The organism is Kangiella sp. M94, assembly GCF_054926195.1.
Map to the genome: position 1 here is coordinate 794,526 of NZ_CM142903.1, position 19,670 is coordinate 814,195.

The following is a 19,670-nucleotide window of genomic DNA, read 5'->3' on the forward strand; positions in this document are numbered from 1 at the left end:
AAATCTAGGGCTGAGCTTGATTCGGGTTAAGTTCTTGTCCGTTATCAGTAGCTCGTAATTCATTACTCAGGAAGTACTTAATAGCTTCCTGAGTAATGAGATCAAAATCTTTCTCATCGCTGATCTGATTTGCAATATCTCTGTTCAGGAGCAATATAGGTCTTTTTGATAATTGTAAATTCTGCCATTTTGCCAAAGTTTTGTAATGGCTCACGTTCGGTTCCTTGTGGTCGCTAATAATCAGGGCTGCTGGATAGTTTTTAAAGGTTAAGCGATGGTAGGGACTGACTGCCAGAAACCACTCCGTTGAAGCTTGATCATTATTCAACATAAATTCTTTTGACCAAAATGGATCCTCTGTTTCCAAAAAGCTTAAATAATCGGCTTCGATATTTTTTAAAACCAAGGCTTTAAAATTTTGCGGTGCATGAATGGCGGCTTCCATTATAAGACTGGCTGCAAAGCCTTCACCATAGGCTGACACATGTTTTCTGGTGGTGTAATTCTTCTCGGTTAACCAATCAATAGCAGCAACGATATCTTCTACTGCTCTAGCATGCTTTTGGCCACTCACCGACTGTCGCCAACTTTCACCATAAACACCGCCGCCCCGAATATGTGCGATAGCAACAATTCCACCTCTAGCCAACCAATCATCAAATAAAGGTGTGTAATAGGGTAATTGGCTATGACCAAACCCTTGGTTAGTTATCAGAAGAACAGGGTTTTCTCCATCCTTAGACAGGTCTTCATGATGGGCAATGGTTAGCGGAATGCGACTTCCATCAGCGGAGCGATAAAAAACCGTTTCTGTGACAATGTCAGGAATCTTGTCCATTGGCTGCAAGCTGTCCGATAGCTTCCTGCTATTCAGGTCCAGTGAAAAAATTCTAGCGGGATGTTCAAAAGTATTAACAGTGAGCAGTAAACTTAACTGCTGGTTTGGCATATAGGCTGGTTCTTGTATTTGTAGTTCACTGTTCGGTGTTACCTTAATGGCCTGTTTAGTGGCACCATTTAATTGCGTGAGATAGAGTTTTTGTTGAGTATTATCAAGGTATTGTAATAACCATCGATTTTCGATTAACCGCGCAGAAATTAACAGCTCATTTTGCTGAGGAACCACTTCTTTCCAGTCCCGACGAGAAGGTTGCTTCAGATTGATTGAAATAATCCTCCAGCGTGGAGCCACAAGATTAGTGTGAAAATAGAATGTGTCATTGATGTTGCCAATAAAGTTCAAGCTGGCGCGAGTATTTTTTGCAATATTGACCGGCTGACCTATTTCACCAGATTGCTTGATGGGAATAACCCAAACCAAGTCAGAGGTTTCTACAAGATGCTTTGCGGTAACCACTAAGTAACGACTATCCAATGATAGCGTTGAGTTAATGTGCCACTGCTCGGCTTCTTTGACATGGTCACTTAAATCGAATAACAGTTGACTGAAATCTGGACCCTGAGCGAGGTTTTGATAGTAGACCTGATGATCGGTTTGATATACAAAGCGATTATATCCGGTTAACCAGATAAACTCGGTTACAAGCGTTGTGGCTGGTAATCGGTAACTATTGAATTGCTGAGTTGCTAAATCAAAGATGAGCCATCTGAACTGATTCTGGCGGTTCTCTGTCTGGATAGCCAGTAACCTTCCTTGGGGAGATAGGGAAGTGGAAACTGCTGTAAGCCCGTCAGGCAGAGCTCCTAGTTCTGTTTCAATTTCTTTAATCGAATCATAAACGACTATATGGCCTTGTTGGTCAGTGGGGTTTTCTTTGATATAGAAGTACTTACTCAAATACTGTTGCGGAAAGCGATGATTGAAGATAGTGTCGCCCTGTCTGCTATCCGAAATAGCTTGGTTGAGCCTGGAAAAATATTCGCTTGAGAGCTCCGATTGCTGCTGGAACCATTGTGTTCGTTGTGGTGTTTTTTGATTTAACCACATGTAGTGGTCTTTAATTTGAACACCATTGAGCTGATAGTCGTAGTCTTGGGTCGGATTCTTGGGTAACGATACTTTGCTGACAGGAGTCGGATCACTTTCTTTGTCATCAGAACACGAACTGGCCAGCAGAAGGATAAGAATTGCTGTTATGATTTTCAGGGTAATAGCTTTCAGACGCTTCATGTGCGGTGTTATCGTTTGATTAAAGTCGCTTATTGACGGGTGGGAAAGCATAGAATCCTTGAAAGGAAGAGTTGGAAAATTGATTTGATTGTACCAATAGGCAAAATTAATGCAAAACCAAATAGCCATAAAACATTTATCAGTTGGTTGCCAACTGTTATATAATACTCGGACCACTCTGTAATTCTTGATATGGCGATGAATTCTATTGTAGCGCCCATTGAAATTGATGTTCCCTTTCCCAAGCCACCTGTTGAACTTTCTGCTGATGAGAAAGAACATCATCAAAAGCTGATTATAGAGCAACTTAAACAGCACAATGCTGTTTTAATAGCTCATTATTATACCGACCCAGAGATTCAGGCTTTGGCAGAGGAAACGGGGGGCTTTGTTGGTGACTCACTCGAAATGGCCAAATTTGGAGCACGTCACCCAGCTGAAACCCTGATTATTGCTGGGGTTAAGTTTATGGGAGAAACAGCCAAAATTCTAAGCCCTGAGAAACGAGTTTTGATGCCAACATTAGAGGCGACCTGTTCGCTTGATTTGGGTTGCCCAATCGAAACATTCAGCGAGTTTTGCGACCAGCACCCTGATCGAGAAGTAGTGGTTTATGCCAATACCTCTGCAGCAGTCAAAGCACGTGCTGACTGGGTAGTTACGTCAAGTATTGCGGTTGACGTTCTTGAGCATTTGTCCGAACAGGGGAAGAAGATTATTTGGGGGCCTGATAAGCATCTCGGCCGCTATATTCAGCAGAAAACGGGCGCCGATATGCTGTTATGGCAAGGTGCTTGTATCGTACACGATGAGTTTAAGTTGAAAGCGCTAGAGCAATCCATGGCTTTATATCCAGAAGCTGCGGTATTGGTGCATCCCGAGTCGCCACAGAACATTGTCGACCTGGCTGATTTTGTCGGTTCAACCTCGCAACTGATTAAAGCCGCTAAAGAGTTACCAAATAAACAGGTTATCGTTGCAACGGATAAAGGTATTTTCTACAAAATGCAGCAGGCAGCACCGGAAAAAGAACTGATTATTGCACCGACTGCAGGTGAGGGAGCGACCTGTCGTAGTTGTGCGCACTGTCCCTGGATGAAGATGAATGTTTTGCAGCTTTTGTCACAAGTCTTTGATCGTGATGATAATGAAATCTTTGTTGATCACGGTTTGGCTGAAAAAGCATTGATCCCATTACAGAAGATGGTAAATTTTGCTAACGATATTAATATAAACGTTAAAAGCAATATCTAATAGAGACCAAAGGGGAATTATGAAGACCAAAATTACAGTATTAAGCTTAGCGGTTTTAACCACTTTAGGCATTACAGCCTGTAGTGATCAGAAAGAAGCGGCTGAGTCTAAGCAAGAAGCCAGTCAGCTTGTTGCTGTAGAAAATGATAGCAATGCTGAACAAGAAACCAAAGCAGAGAAGAAGGCAACAACAGGTAGTAGTTTGCTCGCGATTATCGAGGGTGAACATAGAAGCGAGGCTAACAAAGCTCGTAATCAGTATCGAAACCCAGCAGAGACACTTAAGTTTTTTGGTATTAAACCAGGTATGACGGTTGTGGAAGTTTCGCCGGGTGGAGGTTGGTATACAGAGGTGCTTGCTCCTTGGCTGGGTGCTGAAGGTAAACTTTATGCTGCCCATTTCGATCCGGATACCGAAGTTGAGTATTATCAAAATAGTCTCAATGGCTTTAAAGAGAAAATTGCCGCAAATCCTGACATTTATTCGAATGTTGAGTTAACTGTTTTTGATGCGACTTCAAGTACGCCAATTGCACCTGCCAATAGTGCTGATGTCGTTGTCACTTTCCGTAATGTCCATAACTGGATGCGTGGTGGTCGTGATGATGCATTGAACGCTTTTAAATTAATGCATGATGCGGTTAAACCTGGTGGTTACCTTGGAGTCGTTGAGCATCGTTTAGCTACTGGTTTAAAGCAGGATGAGCAGGCGAGTTCAGGTTATATGCATGAGAAGTTTGTGATTGATCTTGCGGAAGAGGCCGGATTTAAGCTTCTGGAGCGTTCACAGATTAACGCCAACCCTAAAGATACAACTGACCACCCCAAAGGCGTGTGGACCTTGCCCCCTAGCTTAAGATTAGGTGATGAAAATCGTGAAACTTATTTGGAAATTGGTGAGAGTGATCGTATGACTCTCAAGTTCGTGAAACCTGCTACCGAATAGACTTATCAAGTAACAATCTTTGAAAAGGTAACACTGCACCTTATATTAGGTGCAGTGTTATGCTGTAGCTACTCTGGATTGAAAGCTTGCAGGGTTATGTGTTTTTGTTTCAAAACGGTTCAGCAACTCCTTGGATGAGGTGTGTTCGCTGTATAAATAGCGAATGAGCTCTTGCTGCGAGATGTGGGGTGCAAACATTGCAATAAAATCTTTCATGTACTGCTTTAAGAACAAGTTTTTATGGAACGCCAACCATGTTGTGCATTGTGGCAACATCTCAGACGTTGAGTAGCTGATAAGATCTTTATCTGCCTGTGGGTCATAGGCCATATTGGCAATGATACCAACCCCAAAGCCCTTCCTAACATAAGTCTTGATGATATCGGCATCACGAGCCGTGAAGACGAAATTTGGCTCCAGTTTTTCCTTTTTACAGGCGCGCATCAAGCTTGACGAATTTTTATCACTAAAGTTATAAGTAACGAGAGGGTATTTAACCACGTCCTCCAGAGTGATTTTTCTTAAGTCGCCAAGCTCATGGTCCTGTGGAAATAGAATCGACCGATCCCATTGGTAGCAGGGGATTTGAACGATATCTGGACCGAGTTCCGCTGCCCCAGAGGCAATCACAAAGTCAATCTCCTGTTTACGCAGCTGTTCAATGATCTGCTCAGTAGTGCCTTGCTGTAGATCAATTTTGAGATTGGGATACTCTTTGTGGAATGCTGCAAAAGTTCTCGGCAGGACATATTGAGCCTGTGTTTGCGTTGTTCCGATGGAAAAGCAGCCGGAATCGTCTCGACTAAGCTCGCTGGAAAGTCTTTTGATGTTATTGATTTCTTGCATCACTTTACGCGCTCTGCCAAGTATTTCATTACCAACCTGAGTGATCCCAACCAATTGCTTACCATTGCGCTCGAAGATTTTAGTTTGTAACTCATCTTCTAGCAGTCTTAGTTGTTTGCTAATCCCGGGCTGTGATGTAAATATTTTTTGGGCCGCGTTAGTAATGCTGAGGTTATTATCAGCAATCGCGATCAAATATTTTAGTTGTTGCAGTTTCATTTTGGACGTCTAAATGGTTAAATGGCTACTGAAAATAGCATGGTTTATGCACAAAGACAATATCTTATATATCCTTGAGATATATTACACGAGTATTCAGTCCTTTGTTATAGCTTTTGGTTATAAGGGGATAATATTTAATAATTTAGCATGAGCCATTGAGTATGCTTATATTCGCGTTTCAATTTGCCATATACGATATAAAGTTTCTTATCAATAAAGCCAGCTAACTGTTGGTTTTAATTGAGATAAATAGCTTGAGGTTATAAACCAGAGGTTGTACTAATGATTCATGATTCCATCTTGGACACTATCGGCAATACGCCGGTTATCAGAATAAATCGATTGGCTCCAAGCCATGTAAAAATGTTCGTCAAAGCAGAGTTTTTTAACCCACTATCGTCGGTTAAAGATCGGTTAGCGTACGCAATCATTAACGATGCGGAGCAAAGAGGCTTGTTAAAACCTGGTCAAACAGTGGTTGAGGCAACTTCAGGTAATACGGGTATTGCGTTAGCAATGGTGTGTGCAGCAAAAGGGTATCCGTTCGTGGCAGTGATGACTGAAACTTTTTCTGTAGAACGACGAAAAATTATGCGCGCACTCGGTGCCAAGGTTGTGCTGACGCCAGCAGCCGAGCGTGGCACTGGTATGGTCCGTGTCGCTAAGGAGTTATCAGAGAAGCATGGTTGGTTTTTAGCGCGTCAGTTTGAAAATGAGGCTAACCCAGCATACCACCGCAATACTACTGCTCCTGAGATTTTGAAAGATTTTGCTGGTAAACGATTGGATTATTTTGTCAGCGGTTACGGAACAGGCGGCACGATTACAGGAGTGGGTGAAGTACTTAGGGTGGCACGACCTGAAACAAAAATTATTGCTACAGAGCCTGCCGGTGCATCCTTGCTTGCTGGTAAAGAATGGCAACCTCATAAGATTCAGGGCTGGACGCCTGACTTTATCGCTGAAGTGATGAATCAAGACATTTATGATCGGGTCATACCTATTGTTGATGAGTTGGCTCGGGATACTGCTATTGCTTTAGCCCAGAAGGAAGGAATTTTCTGTGGTATTTCTGCTGGCGCAACCTTCGCTGCTGCTTTGGAAGTGGCAAAAGATGCTGACGAAGGGGCCGCAATCCTGGTGATGCTACCGGACACAGGGGAACGCTACATGAGCACATTTTTGTTTGAGGGTATTAACGAGGGAAGTGATGATGAGCTTTTAAGCTAGATATAATAGCCTTAACCTAAAAACAAAAGAAGCAGGATATTCCTGCTTCTTTTTTTCCAAGCCCCAGTATAACTACTTCTTAATTTTGTCACCTTTAGCTTCCATATCCAGAACATAATCATCACGATCTTTCCGTAAATCATCATCTGATGGTAATGGCTGCCCTGTGTAAGCGTGCAAAAATGCTTCACACAATAATTCGCTATTAGTGGCATGGCGCAAATTATTCACCTGCCGACGTGTTCTTTCGTCGGTTAATATCTTCAGTACCGAAAAGGGTATTGATACCGTTATTTTTTTTACTTTGTCTTTTTTCTCACCGTGTTCAACGTATGGATTGATAAAGTTTCCATCCCAATCTTTTGCCATAACTACCTCGTGTCTTATTCGATGTAGTTATTATACATCCTTTTCAGCCCTCTAAACATCTTGACTTTTAAACTTATAAAATAATATATTAGCCATTTAGACGTCTAAACGTCTTTTGTAAGTTAATGAACTTTTGCAAGTGGGTGGTCATATGTCTGGTCAAGCTATTGAGGCTATTTCAGAAGAGTATTCAGGTGATTGGTTATCAGTCACTGAAACCAAACATGAGAAAAGTTTGGGATTTATTAATACAGGCTCGATCACAATATCGCGTTTGGAGCTCTTACACGGTAGTTATCTTACGGACCTTGAAATTAACTATAACTGTTATGGGTCACCATCAAAGCCAGCAATTGTTGTGTTGGGTGGGATATCAGCATCACGCAATATACATGAATGGTGGGGTGCATTATTTGGTGGGGAGCGCCCATTAGATATTGATCAGTACTATGTGATTGGTGTTGATTATATCTCCAATTTAGATGCACAAAGTCCCAAGCTTATTTCTACTTTTGATCAGGCTCGGGTTATAGAGCAGGTTATTGATAAGCTAACCAATAATAAGGTTGAAGCGATTATTGGTGGTTCTTACGGTGGCATGGTGGCTTTGACATACGCTTACTTGTTTCCGACAAAAATTAATAAATTTATCTGTGTTGCCGCAGCTCATCGCAACACCCAGCAATCTATCGCGCAGCGCCAGGTTCAACAGCAAATATTAGGTTTAGGATTGCGTACCGGTGAAATAAAGGAAGCAGTATCTATTGCTAGACAGCTTGGAGTCATAACTTATAGAAGTGAATTTGAAATTGAAAGTCGCTTCGACTCATTGCGTTATATTGAAGATCAGACAGTAACTTTTGACGTAGTTAATTACCTTAAACATCAAGGCAAAAAATTCGCAAACTCTTTCAATATTGAAAAGTATCGCTCACTTTCTCAATCAATCGATCTGCATAAAATTAATCCCAAAGAGATACATACAAGAGGCTTGTTCATTGCCATTGACAGTGATCGATTGGTGCCTCCGCAATTGGTGGAAGAGTGTGCACGATCATGCAAAGGACAAACAGACTTTAAACTAATTCATTCGCAATTTGGCCATGACGGGTTTCTTCTCGAAACCACACAGTTAGCTGAATGCATAACACCATTTCTGAGGAATTCATAATGACCACTAGTAATCAAACGATTGCTGTCCGCTCCGGTATTGAATCGGATCAGCAGTTTGGGGCGGTAACGCCGCCACTCTATTTATCATCTAATTATACGTTTGCTGACTTAGATCAGCCGAGGCGTTATGACTACAGTCGTTCCGGCAACCCAACTCGCGATACTTTAGCCGATACTTTGGCTGAGTTGGAAGCGGGTTGTGGTGGGGTTATCACTTCGAGCGGCATGTCTGCGATCTACCTGGTGACACACTTGCTGGACAAAGATGATCTTATTTTGGCACCGCATGACTGTTATGGCGGCACTTATCGACTGCTTAATAGTTTAGCCGAAAAGGGGCATTTCAAGGTCGACTTTGTAGATCAGGGCTGTGAAAAAAGTTTGCAGCAAGCACTGCAAGGTAAACCAAAATTAATCTGGATAGAAACCCCGAGCAACCCATTGTTGCGAGTGGTGGACATTCGACAAATTTGTGAGCTTGCTGGTAAGGAAGTTATCAAAGTCGTAGATAACACTTTTTTATCGCCAGTACTGCAACAGCCATTAACGCTTGGTGCGGATATCGTCGTTCATTCAACTACTAAATATATTAATGGTCATAGTGATGTTGTCGGCGGCGCGGTGATTGCTAAAGAACAGGAACTGTTTGAACAGATTTCCTGGTGGGCAAACTGTATTGGCGTGACAGGCTCTCCATTCGATAGTTTTATTACCAGCCGTGGACTAAGAACGCTGTCTGTGCGCATTCGTCAACATCAGGAGAATACTGAGAAAGTTGTTAGCTATTTACATCAACAGCCGCTGGTTAAGAATATCCATTATCCGGGACTTGATTCACATCCCACTCACCAGATTGCTAAGCAACAACAGAAAGGCTTTGGCGCCATGCTGTCCTTTGAGCTTGATCTTGAGCATGCAAATTTGCGGACTTTTGTGAACAGCCTGAGTCTTTTCTCGTTAGCAGAATCACTTGGTGGCGTAGAAAGTCTGATTTGTCATCCTGCAACCATGACCCATGCTGCCATGGAGCCGGAAGCGCGAGCAACGGCTGGAATTTCAGACTGTTTATTGAGGTTGTCTGTTGGTATCGAAGATGGCGTCGATTTAGTTAAAGACTTAGAGAGCGCCTTCCAACGATGTCAACTTAAGGTACTAAAGGGTGAGCAACATGGCTGAACAAGCGCATATAAGTTCAACTGAAAGCATTAACAATGTTGCTAGTACCAAGAGCTATAAAAACTTAGGCATTAATGTCCATAAGTTTGGTGGCTCAAGTTTGGCAACTTCTGAACAGCTGTTAAAAGTATGTGAGCTAGTGAGCAAGCAAACCAGACCAGGTGATATTATCGTTGTCTCAGCCAATGGTAATGTTACAGACATTTTGCTGGATGTTATTCATGGTCGAGTCAATTCATTGTCAGATATAAAGACGTTCTATGAGGGATTAGTGTCAGGCCTGAACATTGATACTGAACATTTTATTGCGCTGATTAACAATGATATTGAAGTGGTGCGAGAATTGTGTCGGCATTGTCCTGCGCATAACGATGAAATTCTATCTTTCGGCGAGAAGTGGTCAGCAAATCTACTTACCCAACTATTAGCTTATTATCAATGCGAAGCACAGGCAGTTGATGCGAGCAATTACCTCAAATTAACTTCTTTGCATGAATACAATCAGTTTGATGAACAGTTTGCTGATGATAACTTCTCCAGTCTATATCAAGCGTTGTGGGACGGTCACAAGAATCAGTTGAAACGTTATGTTTTCACTGGATTTATTGCTCGCGACAATAACGACCTGTTAATTACCTTGGGTAGGAATGGGAGTGATTACAGTGCAACTATCATTGCCCAGTTAGTTAAAGCTAAATCTGTAACCATTTGGACCGATGTGGATGGTATTTTTACGGCTGATCCTAATATCGTACATAATGCCAAAAGAGTAGAGCATTTATCATTGTGTGAAGCGCAAGCCATTTCTGAGCTCGGCGCTAATGTTCTGCACCAAAAGACAGTAACGCCTTTGTTAACCTACAAAACAGAAGCTTGTATAAAAAGTTCCTTTATTGAAGAGTCGTCAGGAACACAGATCAGACAGCATCCTGTTTCATCGGGACATGTTAAAACTATTGCCATTAAGCAATCTCTCACACGCATTGTTGTGAACAATATTAACGAACTTAGCGCCCGAACTATTCAGCAAAGAGTCCTGCTTAATCAGATTGCCAGTTATGCCAATAACTTTGATAGAACTCTAGATCGTCTGACTTTATATGTAGCTGAATCCGATCGCTTTAATACTGTTTCAATTATCCAGGCGGCTCAATTTTATCCAATTGTTGAGAAAAACAATTTGTCTTTGATCAGTCTGGTGGGACAAAGTATTCGTCAGAATCAAAAAATTATTAGCAAGTTTGTTCACAGACTAGAGCGCTTTACCGTTGAAGAAATTCACTATCCTGCAAATGCGCATACATTATGTGTTCTGATTGAGGACCAGCAGGCGGTCACTTTACTACATGACTTGCATGATACTTTCTTCGTCTTAGAGCCTTCAATGCCAATTGTGGTTTTAGGCTATGGCAATATCGGTAAGCAGTTCATTCGAATATTGCAGGAAAACAAAACTGAGATTGAGACTTCCTTAAATCGATCCTTATCGTTACTAGGAGTTGCTAATAGTCGCAACTATACATGGTCAAAGTCCTGTCTGCTTGATAACACTGATGCCATTGACTTGCTTGAGCAAGATGAGAGCCTTCAAAACTCTGAGTCTGAAGCCGTTGTAAGCGGTAATCACAGCAATGAAATCCTTGATGTGCTTAACGATTATATTCACAAAGAGTTGGTGATTATTGATCTAACTGCCAGTAATGATATTGCCGACTTATATCCTCGTTTTGCGGCTAATGGCTGGCATTTGATTTCAGCTAACAAGATTGCGGCATCGAATCATCAGCTTGCAAATCAGGTTGAAAAGTTACTGCAAGATAATAAAAGATACTGGTTCCGAAATACCACAGCAGGGGCGGGTATACCTATCCAGTCAAGTGTGAAAAAACTTAAAGAGTCTGGTGATAAGATTATCAGCATCTCTGGAATTTTTTCAGGTTCACTTTCCTGGTTGTTTGGACAATTTAATGGCCAGCAAAAGTTCAGCGACTTATTGCTGCAAGCCAAGGCCAATGCATTTACAGAGCCTGACCCAAGAGACGACCTTTCAGGAAATGATGTTATTCGTAAAATTCGTATTTTAGCGCGTGATGCTGGTTTCACCGATGCGATTGAAAATTTTGAGCCAGCATTGGACAAAACCTTATTGACGGGTAGCTTGGAAAGTTTTTGGAAGTATTCATCTAAAATTGATGAGCACTATGAGAAGTTGTATCAGCAGGCAGAAGAGCAGGGTGGTTTGCTACGATACATTGCTAACCTCACCAAAGATGAGCTCACTTTAAAGTTGGAGATTATTGAGCCAAGCCACCCATTTGCCAACCTAAATCCTTGTGACAATGTATTTGCCATTCGTAGCCAATGGTACAACGACAATCCTCTTATATTACAGGGGCCTGGCGCAGGTAGAGAGGTTACCGCTGCGGGTGTCCTGAATGATTTATGCGATTTGCTAAGGAGTGCCTAATGAGCAGAGTGGAGCGCCAATATGTTCATGCGAAAGAACTGGAGCGTATTAATCATGACTTTGCCAGTTTGTCGGGTAATGTAAACCTTTCGTTTGAATTTTTCCCACCCAACAGCAATGCGATGAACTCAATACTGTGGAGTAGTGTAAAAAAATTAGAGCCATTGCAACCTGACTTTGTATCGGTGACTTACGGAGCAGGGGCCAGTACTCGCGAAAGAACCCATAGTGTCATTGAGAAAATTCTTACCGAAACCAGTCTTAATGCGGTACCTCATTTAACCTGCATTGATGCAACTGAGCCGGAGATTGAGACTATTGCTCACCGCTATTGGGAGCTAGGGGTTCGCCACATCGTAGCATTGCGTGGCGATAAACCCGATGAGGGCTCTCATGAGGGCTCCCATGCCGGTGATTTTAACTATGCCACAGACCTGATTTATAAACTGAAAAGTTTGTATGACTTCGATATCAGTGTGGCTGCTTACCCTGAAGTGCATCCTGAAGCCTTAAGTGCTCAGGCTGATCTTGATAATCTAAAGCGTAAAGTCGATGCTGGTGCTAACCGTGCTATTACTCAGTTCTTTTTTAATACCGAAAGCTTCTTGAGATTTAGAGATCAGTGTGCACAAAACAATATCGATGTTGATTTAGTGCCTGGTATTTTGCCGGTAACTAATTTTATACAGCTTTTAAAATTTGCCCGTTTTACTCAGGTGGAGATTCCCGGTTGGATGCATAAGCTTTATCAAGGGCTTGATCAAGACCTGATTACTCGACAGTTAATTGCTTCGCACATTGCCATTGAACAGGTGAAACTACTGTCTAAAGAGGGCATTAAAAACTTTCATTTTTACACTTTAAATCGAGCAGATTTGACCTATGCAATATGCCACAGTTTAGGACGAAGAGATTGCTTTGCAGCAGCAAGTTAAGACCACCGGCACTTGGTGTGCCGGTGGCAATAGCTTATTCCCTATTAATGGCTTCTAATTCTTGCTGAACGCCAAAGGAAGTATACCAATGGCAAGACAATCAGAGTTAATATTAAGGCGCTTACCATACCGCCAACCATTGGTGTGGCAATACCGCTCATTAGCTCTGATCCTGACCCACCGCCAAATAAAATGGGTAGTAAGCCCAGGATGATAGATGCGGCAGTCATCATGATAGGACGTACCCTCATAGAGGCCCCCTCAATAATCGATTGTCTTAACATCTGCCTGTTAACTTGCCCGGGGTTCTCAAGCATAAGCTTTTGGTATGCTTGATTTAGATAGACTAGCATAATGACCCCAATTTCAACGGCTACTCCAGCAAGAGCGATAAAGCCAACCCAGATTGCCACCGAGAAATTAAAGCCCATTAAATAGGTAAGCCACAAGCTACCAATAATAGCTAAAGGTAATGTCCCCATAATGATGACTACTTCTATGATGTTTCTAAAACTCAAGTATAAAAGCACCATTATGATTGCTAAGGTCAAAGGTAATACATAACTGAGTTTTTCTTCGGCACGTAGCATGTATTCATATTGACCTGCCCAGGTTAATGAATAGCCTGCAGGTAGTTTTAAATGTTGATTCACTGCTTCCTGAGCTTGTGCTACATAGTGCCCGATATCAATATCCTCGATATCAATAAACATAGTGCCATTTATTCGAGCATTTTCACTTTTGATAGCGGGAGGGCCGTCAATGATATTAATATCTGCTACATCAGCTAACGCAATTCGCTGACCGGAAGGGGTTATTATAGGTAACAGTTTTAATTGCTCGGGTGAGTCTCGGTATTCCTGAGGATAGCGTAAGTTGACGGGATAACGTTCAAGGCCTTCGACAGTCCTGGTTACATTCATACCCCCTACTGCAGTGGCGATCACTTGTTGAATCTTTGCAATCGTCAAACCATAACGGGCGGCTTGCTCGCGCTTGATATTAATATCAAGATAGCGACCACCAGCAACACGTTCTGAGTAGACCGATGCTGTGCCCGGCACAGCGCTAATTATGGTTTCTAATTGCCCACCAATTTCTTGAATGACACTTAAATCAGGCCCTGATATTTTAATACCAACTGGAGTTTTTATTCCTGTTGCCAACATATCAATGCGGGTTTTGATAGGCATGACCCAAGCATTACTTAAACCCGGTATGGTTACTAATCGATCCATTTCCTGTTTCAGACTTTCAGTTGTAACACCTTCTCGCCATTGGTCTTTGGGCTTTAATTGAATAAAGGTTTCTATCATGGTCAGTGGTGCTGGATCGGTTGCGGTATCAGCACGTCCAATTTTCCCAAAGACCGTTTCCACTTCAGGAATTGTTTTAATCAGCTTATCAGTCTGTTGCAGAATTTCCCTTGCTTTACCAATCGATAACCCCGGGTAGGTTGTTGGCATATACATGAGGTCACCTTCGTCAAGGTTGGGCATGAACTCACTGCCGATCTTGGTCGCTGGCCATAGGCCAATGATAAATACTACCAGAGTTATTCCCAATGTCGTTTTGGGGTAATGCAGAACAGTTTTTAGCAAAGGTTTATAGATTGCAATGAGGCCGCGATTAATGGGGTTATTGTTTTCTGATTTGATTTTTCCGCGCACAAAGTAACCCATTAACACAGGTACTAATGTAATCGCTAAAGCTGCGGAAGCGGCCATAGCATAAGTTTTTGTAAAGGCCAGAGGGGAAAACATTCGGCCCTCTTGCGCTTCCAGAGTGAATACAGGGATAAAGCTTGCGGTGATAATGAGTAGGCTGAAAAATAATGCCGGCCCAACTTCGGTAGCTGATTGAGCGACAATCTGCCAGCGTCTTTCTCGGCTTATCGGTTGATGCGATGTGTCTTCCCTTTCCAGATGTTTATGCATATTTTCGATCATTACAATGGCCCCATCTACCATGGTGCCAATGGCGATAGCGATACCGCCCAGTGACATGATATTAGCATTCAAACCTTGCCAATGCATGATGATAAAGGCAGTAAGAATGCCCACTGGCAAACTGATGACTGCGACTATTGAAGAGCGAATATGAAACAGAAATATCATGCAGACCAAGGCAACAATGAGCAGCTCTTGAAATAATTTTTGCCATAAATTATCGACTGCGCGCTCAATCAAGCCGCTACGATCATAGACGGTAACCAGTTCAACGCCTTCCGGCAGACTTGACTTTAACTGCGTTAGTTTATCTTTTACAGCATTGATGGTCTGCTGTGCGTTTTCGCCATAGCGCATTACAATAATGCCACCTACAGTCTCACCTTCGCCATTTAGTTCAGCAATGCCTCGGCGCATTTGTGGGCCAATACTAATATCAGCAATATCTTTCAACAGTAGGGGAGTGCCTTGCTCATTTACCCCTAGTGGGATATTACCTATATCTTGTTGGTTCTCCAGGTAACCACTGGCACGAACCATGTATTCCGCTTCGGCCATTTCTACCACGGAGGCACCGACTTCCTGATTGCTTTGCTTGATGGCTCGTTGAATAAGATCCAGTGGAATGGAGTAAGCTCGTAGCTTTTCAGGATCAACCTTGACCTGATATTGCTTGACCATACCGCCCACCGTCGCCACTTCAGACACGCCAGATACGGTTTGCAGTTCATACTTTAAAAACCAATCTTGCAGACTACGAAGTTGGCTGATGTCATGTTGCCCAGTTTTATCAACCAGTGCATACAAATAAACCCAACCAACGCCAGTGGCATCAGGTCCTAATTGTGGCTTAGCAGTTTCGGGTAATGAGGGCGTAACTTGGCTTAGGTACTCCAACACCCGTGAGCGAGCCCAATACATGTCAGTGTCTTCATCAAAAATAATATAGACATAAGAGTCACCAAAAAACGAAAAACCACGTACCGTTTCTGCGCCTGGCACTGAAAGCATGGCGGTGGTTAGTGGGTAAGTGACTTGATCTTCCACCACTTGAGGTGCCTGACCCGGATAACTGGTTTTAATGATCACCTGCACATCCGATAAATCTGGAATAGCATCCACCGGCGTTTTCTTAAGCGAATAGATGCCTACACTAATTAGAACTAAGGTCGCCAATAAAACAAAAAAGCGATTATGGATCGACCAACGAATAATAGCAGCAATCATTGGTCATTCTCCTCATGATTCATGTTCGAGTGGTCCATGTTCGAGTGGTCCATGTTCGAATGGTCCATGTTCGAATGGTCCATGTTCGAATGGTCCATGTTCGAATGGTCCATGTTTGAATGGTCCATGTTCGAATGGTCCATGTTTGAATGGTCCATGTTTGAATGGTCCATGTTTGAATGGTCCATGTTTGAATGGTCCATGTTTGAATGGTCCATGTTTGAATGGTCCATGTTTGAATGGTCCACCTCAGGTTGTTCTTCTTCAGTTTGGTTGGGAATGTGAATCTCAGTAATCAGGTAACTGTTATCCGGATACTTGGTGATTTGAATATGAACTGTCATGCCTTCTTTGACTGACGACAAATCTAGATTCTCAGCGGTATCCAGATCCATAGTCATTGACGGCCATCCCCATTGCTCTATGGGGTCATGACTGACGTTTAACATATTGTGATGAGCCATTACGCTATTGATGGTTGCTTCAACCCATACTGATTCTGTGTCAGCCTCATTAATGTTATTGGTATCAGTTGAGCTTTTTTGGCTTATGCGTTTGAAGTCTGAGTTTTTGCTCGATTCGGAATCAATAAGGAACTGCGCAGACGTAACAATTTGCTCTCCAGCTTGTAATCCTTCTATAACTTCCACTGAGTCGTTACCAAAAGCTCCCAGCTTAACTTTAATCGATTTGAATTTACCATCGCCAAGAGCCAATACGACTCTATCTTGTTTTTCAGTGCGAATGACAGCCTCACGTGGAATCACAATAGACGGCTCAGCGCTATTAACATGGATCGTGATGTTGCTGAACATGTTTGGCTTCAGCTGATAATCTGAGTTATCAAAACGAATACGAACACGTCCAGTGCGATTCTCAGCATTAAGAGTAGGGTAGACGTAGTCAACGTTTCCTTTCCAGATATCATTGCTTCCATTACCTAGCGACATGGTTACTGGAAGTCCTGTCTTAACCAGCTCAATTTGGCGTTCAAAAACCTCTGCTTCAACCCACACTTGATCTAAGGCACCAACCGACATCATGGTAGTGCCAGGTTTAACAAAGAAGCCTTCGCGGATATTCAGCTCATTAATAAAACCATCGGCTGGAGCATAAAAAACCACATTCTGATGTATGGTGCCTTTTGTTTTTATTTCCTTAATAACTGAGTCTGAAAGTTGCAATGCTCTTAGGCGGCTTTCGGAAGCGCGAATTAATTCGCGATTATTACGCTTTAATGCAAGCAATAACTCTTCTTGTGCATTAACTAGTTGTGGCGAGTAAAGCTCATAGAGTGGTTGACCTTTGTTTACCGGATTACCAGTAGCTTTGACATGCAGCTTTTCGATCCAGCCTTCGACTCTCGGGTGAATGTGGATAAGCTTGTCTTCATCAAATTGCACATAACCGACGGTATTAATCTCATGAGAAATATAACCTTCCTTAACCTCAGCAGTTCGGACGGATATGTTATTTTCGACAGCAGACGATATCTTGATGGTGCCTGGCGCATCTGAACCTGTGTCTTGTTCATAAACCGGTACCAGATCCATGCCCATTGGTGACTTTCCCGGTTTGTCACGTCGGTAATTGTCATCCATTGGTGCTACCCAATACAAAGGTTCTTTTTTGCCTGAGGTCTGTTCGGTTGAATCACTGGAACCATTGAACAATACCATTGCAGCTACGCCCAGGATGGCACCGACTAAACCGGCAATGATAATGCTTACTAGAGATTTGTTATTCATAGTTTCACCCTGGAATTTACTGTTTAGCTTGAGTTAAAAGGTAGTTTAATTGTGCAACGGTTTTGAGATAACTGATCTCAACGCTTAGCGCTTCTATTTTGGTGTTGAGCTCATCTATTCTGGAACGCATTACTTCGGTGAAGTCACCGCTGTCATTGGTATAGGCATTAAGCGTTGCTTCGGATTGCTGATTCATTTCTTCTAATAAACTATCTTTATACAGTGCACGACGCTTATTTAGCTCGTTCAGTTGACCGTGATAGTTTATTGTGGCTGATAACAGGCTACGCAGTAATAACCATTTATCAGCTTTCATGGCTTCTCTTTCTTTAACGCTGGCTGTTACCTCCTGGTCTTGGCGGTTACTGGTAAATATCGGCAAATCAAAGCTCACCCCAACCGAAAAGAAATCTGAGCGACTGTTGCCCATTGGGTCATCATCGCGGTGACCATAACTGGCATTAACACTCCATTGAGTCTTGTATTTTTGCTTAGCAAGGTCGATGCTGGTTTCGCTGGCTTTTACTTTTTGCTCAAACGCTAATACCTGAGGGTGTTGTTGCAGGTGTTGAATGAGTGTTTGTTTATCGTTGGATGACTCAAGTGAAATTACTTGCTCATGATCTAACGAAAGCATCGGCATGGCAGCGGGAAGTGAAAAATCGTTGTGGGCAAAGGCCAAATGACTATCATTGATGAGCCATTCTTTAAGCATCGATTTTTTTGTCGCCAGTTCTTGATGCAGTTTACTTAAACGATCATCGAGTCGAGTCAGTTCCACCTGGGAACGGATTACATCTTGTTGTCGAGTTTGCCCCAACGCACTGGAGTAGTTGAGTGAAACTGTTTCTGCAAGCTGTTCAAAGAGCTGTCGATCACGCTCGATTAAGTTGATGGTTTGCTCTGTCAGGTAAATATCAAGCCATAACTGGGTAATAGTTGTTTTGACTTTCGCTTTACGGTCCTGGCGCTGTAAGGGAAATTCTCGACCAAGTTGCTGCAGTTTTTTTTGTGCCAATTCCAAACTGTCACCGCGTGGTAATGCTTGAGTGACTCCAACTTTCAATTGGGTCATGGCTTCCTGAGAAAAGTCAAAGCTATCTACCGGAAGGTTAGCTGCGGAAATAGAAATCATTGGATCGGCATACGTATTTGCAGAAATACTTTGCGCTTCAACCGCCTGCTGACGGTATTGATTGCTTTGCAACCATGGGTCGTTATTTTGAGCGAGGCTTATTGCCTGCTCAAGAGTTAAGTTTTTGGCGGCCTGTTCTGAGTTTGCTTGTGCAGACATGTTTAGGCACGTAGCGCCAAAAACCAGCACTCCAACTATAAATTTCAGCGACAAGTTACGACTTAAAAATAAATTAAACATATCACTCCTCCAGCAGAGCGATGAACCAACAAGGTTGGTTTTAAACCTAATGCTTATGAGTAGAGTGCTGGAATAACACCACTAACTCAGACTTTAGTCCTGGGCGTTTAATAAAAACGCAAACTCAAGACGGATTGAGGCTGTGTTAGCAGTTTATCGGTGGGCGATAGAGTGAGCTGGAAATTGAGGTTATCGCCTGATCAGAATACAGGTCGATGGATTGGTTATATTGGGCTGCGTGAGAATTGGAATGTGGTTCGAATACCAGCGCCAGAGTTGAACAGGTGGTCATATTGCAGTTGCCACCATCTTCGCAACAGTCCATGCTTTCATTCATTGACTGCTCCATTGAATGAGCCATATCAGTATGGTTCATCTTAGAGTGATCCATTTGAGAATTCTCTATTTGAGAGTCGTCTATGGAGCTGGCCATTTGATGAGCAGGCTGTTCATGCGAGTCCATACAAGGCATATCAACCATAGCATTCGACTGGCCGATAAACGCCAGTAATACTAATATGATGGTCAATGTATGTATGAATTTATGGTGCACGGACTTACCTGTTAATAACCATGAACGTTAATAGGATAGCTTATTTTAGCAAAAGTTCAAAGTTAACAT

14 protein-coding genes are annotated in these 19,670 nt (G+C 42.5%); 7 read left to right on the forward strand and 7 right to left on the reverse strand.

All coding sequences use genetic code 11. The features are described 5' to 3' along the window. Positions 1-4 precede the first annotated feature (4 nt). Positions 5-2,131 (reverse strand): prolyl oligopeptidase family serine peptidase, encoded by a 2,127-nt coding sequence (locus tag ACYTXU_RS03740; RefSeq protein ID WP_462208473.1) that lies wholly within the window; start codon positions 2,129-2,131, stop codon positions 5-7. Positions 2,132-2,329: 198 nt separating this feature from the next. On the opposite strand from ACYTXU_RS03740, the gene nadA reads away from it, so the two are divergent. Together nadA and ACYTXU_RS03750 are read left to right on the forward strand one after the other, a co-directional pair. Continuing rightward, a complete protein-coding gene (gene nadA / locus ACYTXU_RS03745; RefSeq protein ID WP_462208474.1) occupies positions 2,330-3,385 on the forward strand; it encodes a quinolinate synthase NadA in 1,056 nt (351 codons plus the stop codon). A 19-nt stretch (positions 3,386-3,404) separates the two neighbouring features. Then, positions 3,405-4,331, forward strand: coding sequence for a class I SAM-dependent methyltransferase (locus ACYTXU_RS03750; protein ID WP_462208475.1), 927 nt, complete (start codon positions 3,405-3,407; stop codon positions 4,329-4,331). A 57-nt stretch (positions 4,332-4,388) separates the two neighbouring features. Here ACYTXU_RS03750 and ACYTXU_RS03755 read toward each other — a convergent pair whose 3' ends face one another. Continuing rightward, positions 4,389-5,396, reverse strand: coding sequence for a LysR substrate-binding domain-containing protein (locus tag ACYTXU_RS03755; RefSeq protein WP_462208476.1), 1,008 nt, complete (start codon positions 5,394-5,396; stop codon positions 4,389-4,391). A gap of 285 nt (positions 5,397-5,681) precedes the next feature. On the opposite strand from ACYTXU_RS03755, the gene cysK reads away from it, so the two are divergent. Then, positions 5,682-6,629 (forward strand): cysteine synthase A, encoded by a 948-nt coding sequence (gene cysK / locus ACYTXU_RS03760; RefSeq protein ID WP_462208477.1) that lies wholly within the window; start codon positions 5,682-5,684, stop codon positions 6,627-6,629. Between the two features lie 72 nt (positions 6,630-6,701). Here cysK and metJ read toward each other — a convergent pair whose 3' ends face one another. Then, entirely contained in the window at positions 6,702-6,998 is a 297-nt protein-coding gene (gene metJ, locus ACYTXU_RS03765) for a met regulon transcriptional regulator MetJ (RefSeq protein ID WP_462208479.1), read from the reverse strand. A gap of 151 nt (positions 6,999-7,149) precedes the next feature. On the opposite strand from metJ, the gene metX reads away from it, so the two are divergent. The 4 genes from metX to metF are packed head-to-tail and all read left to right on the forward strand — an operon-like array spanning position 7,150 to position 12,749. Beyond that, positions 7,150-8,169: a homoserine O-succinyltransferase MetX gene (gene metX, locus ACYTXU_RS03770; RefSeq protein ID WP_462208480.1), complete on the forward strand. Its 1,020-nt coding sequence runs from the start codon at positions 7,150-7,152 to the stop codon at positions 8,167-8,169. After that, a complete protein-coding gene (gene metB / locus ACYTXU_RS03775; RefSeq protein WP_462208481.1) occupies positions 8,169-9,347 on the forward strand; it encodes a cystathionine gamma-synthase in 1,179 nt (392 codons plus the stop codon). The genes metX and metB overlap by 1 nt, the downstream gene beginning before the upstream one ends. Beyond that, positions 9,340-11,814: a bifunctional aspartate kinase/homoserine dehydrogenase II gene (gene metL / locus ACYTXU_RS03780; protein ID WP_462208483.1), complete on the forward strand. Its 2,475-nt coding sequence runs from the start codon at positions 9,340-9,342 to the stop codon at positions 11,812-11,814. The genes metB and metL overlap by 8 nt, the downstream gene beginning before the upstream one ends. Next, entirely contained in the window at positions 11,814-12,749 is a 936-nt protein-coding gene (gene metF / locus ACYTXU_RS03785; protein ID WP_462208485.1) for a methylenetetrahydrofolate reductase, read from the forward strand. Before metL ends, metF begins: the two co-directional genes overlap by 1 nt. Positions 12,750-12,793: 44 nt before the next feature. Here the strand turns inward: metF and ACYTXU_RS03790 are convergent, their stop codons facing one another. The 4 genes from ACYTXU_RS03790 to ACYTXU_RS03805 all read right to left on the reverse strand — a co-directional run bounded on the left by ACYTXU_RS03790 (position 12,794) and on the right by ACYTXU_RS03805 (position 19,601). After that, a complete protein-coding gene (locus tag ACYTXU_RS03790; protein ID WP_462208487.1) occupies positions 12,794-15,925 on the reverse strand; it encodes an efflux RND transporter permease subunit in 3,132 nt (1,043 codons plus the stop codon). Further along, on the reverse strand, positions 15,922-17,673 hold the full coding sequence (locus ACYTXU_RS03795) for an efflux RND transporter periplasmic adaptor subunit (RefSeq protein WP_462208489.1): 1,752 nt from the start codon (positions 17,671-17,673) through the stop codon (positions 15,922-15,924). The genes ACYTXU_RS03790 and ACYTXU_RS03795 overlap by 4 nt, the downstream gene beginning before the upstream one ends. A gap of 16 nt (positions 17,674-17,689) precedes the next feature. Then, positions 17,690-19,048, reverse strand: coding sequence for a TolC family protein (locus tag ACYTXU_RS03800; RefSeq protein WP_462208490.1), 1,359 nt, complete (start codon positions 19,046-19,048; stop codon positions 17,690-17,692). Positions 19,049-19,193: 145 nt separating this feature from the next. Then, the gene (locus ACYTXU_RS03805; RefSeq protein WP_462208492.1) at positions 19,194-19,601 is read right to left on the reverse strand and encodes a hypothetical protein; all 408 of its coding nucleotides are present in this window, start codon (positions 19,599-19,601) and stop codon (positions 19,194-19,196) included. Positions 19,602-19,670: the final 69 nt, after the last annotated feature.

Bases quoted from the DNA above. Each gene is read 5' to 3' on its own strand.
- ACYTXU_RS03755 (WP_462208476.1), bottom strand. From the start codon at position 5,396: ATGAAACTGCAACAACTAAAATATTTGATCGCGATTGCTGATAATAAC.
- metX (WP_462208480.1), top strand. From the start codon at position 7,150: ATGTCTGGTCAAGCTATTGAGGCTATTTCAGAAGAGTATTCAGGTGAT.
- ACYTXU_RS03750 (WP_462208475.1), top strand. From the start codon at position 3,405: ATGAAGACCAAAATTACAGTATTAAGCTTAGCGGTTTTAACCACTTTA.
- ACYTXU_RS03800 (WP_462208490.1), bottom strand. From the start codon at position 19,048: ATGTTTAATTTATTTTTAAGTCGTAACTTGTCGCTGAAATTTATAGTT.
- ACYTXU_RS03790 (WP_462208487.1), bottom strand. From the start codon at position 15,925: ATGATTGCTGCTATTATTCGTTGGTCGATCCATAATCGCTTTTTTGTT.
- nadA (WP_462208474.1), top strand. From the start codon at position 2,330: ATGAATTCTATTGTAGCGCCCATTGAAATTGATGTTCCCTTTCCCAAG.
- metJ (WP_462208479.1), bottom strand. From the start codon at position 6,998: ATGGCAAAAGATTGGGATGGAAACTTTATCAATCCATACGTTGAACAC.
- metF (WP_462208485.1), top strand. From the start codon at position 11,814: ATGAGCAGAGTGGAGCGCCAATATGTTCATGCGAAAGAACTGGAGCGT.
- metB (WP_462208481.1), top strand. From the start codon at position 8,169: ATGACCACTAGTAATCAAACGATTGCTGTCCGCTCCGGTATTGAATCG.
- cysK (WP_462208477.1), top strand. From the start codon at position 5,682: ATGATTCATGATTCCATCTTGGACACTATCGGCAATACGCCGGTTATC.
- ACYTXU_RS03740 (WP_462208473.1), bottom strand. From the start codon at position 2,131: ATGAAGCGTCTGAAAGCTATTACCCTGAAAATCATAACAGCAATTCTT.
- metL (WP_462208483.1), top strand. From the start codon at position 9,340: ATGGCTGAACAAGCGCATATAAGTTCAACTGAAAGCATTAACAATGTT.
- ACYTXU_RS03795 (WP_462208489.1), bottom strand. From the start codon at position 17,673: ATGAATAACAAATCTCTAGTAAGCATTATCATTGCCGGTTTAGTCGGT.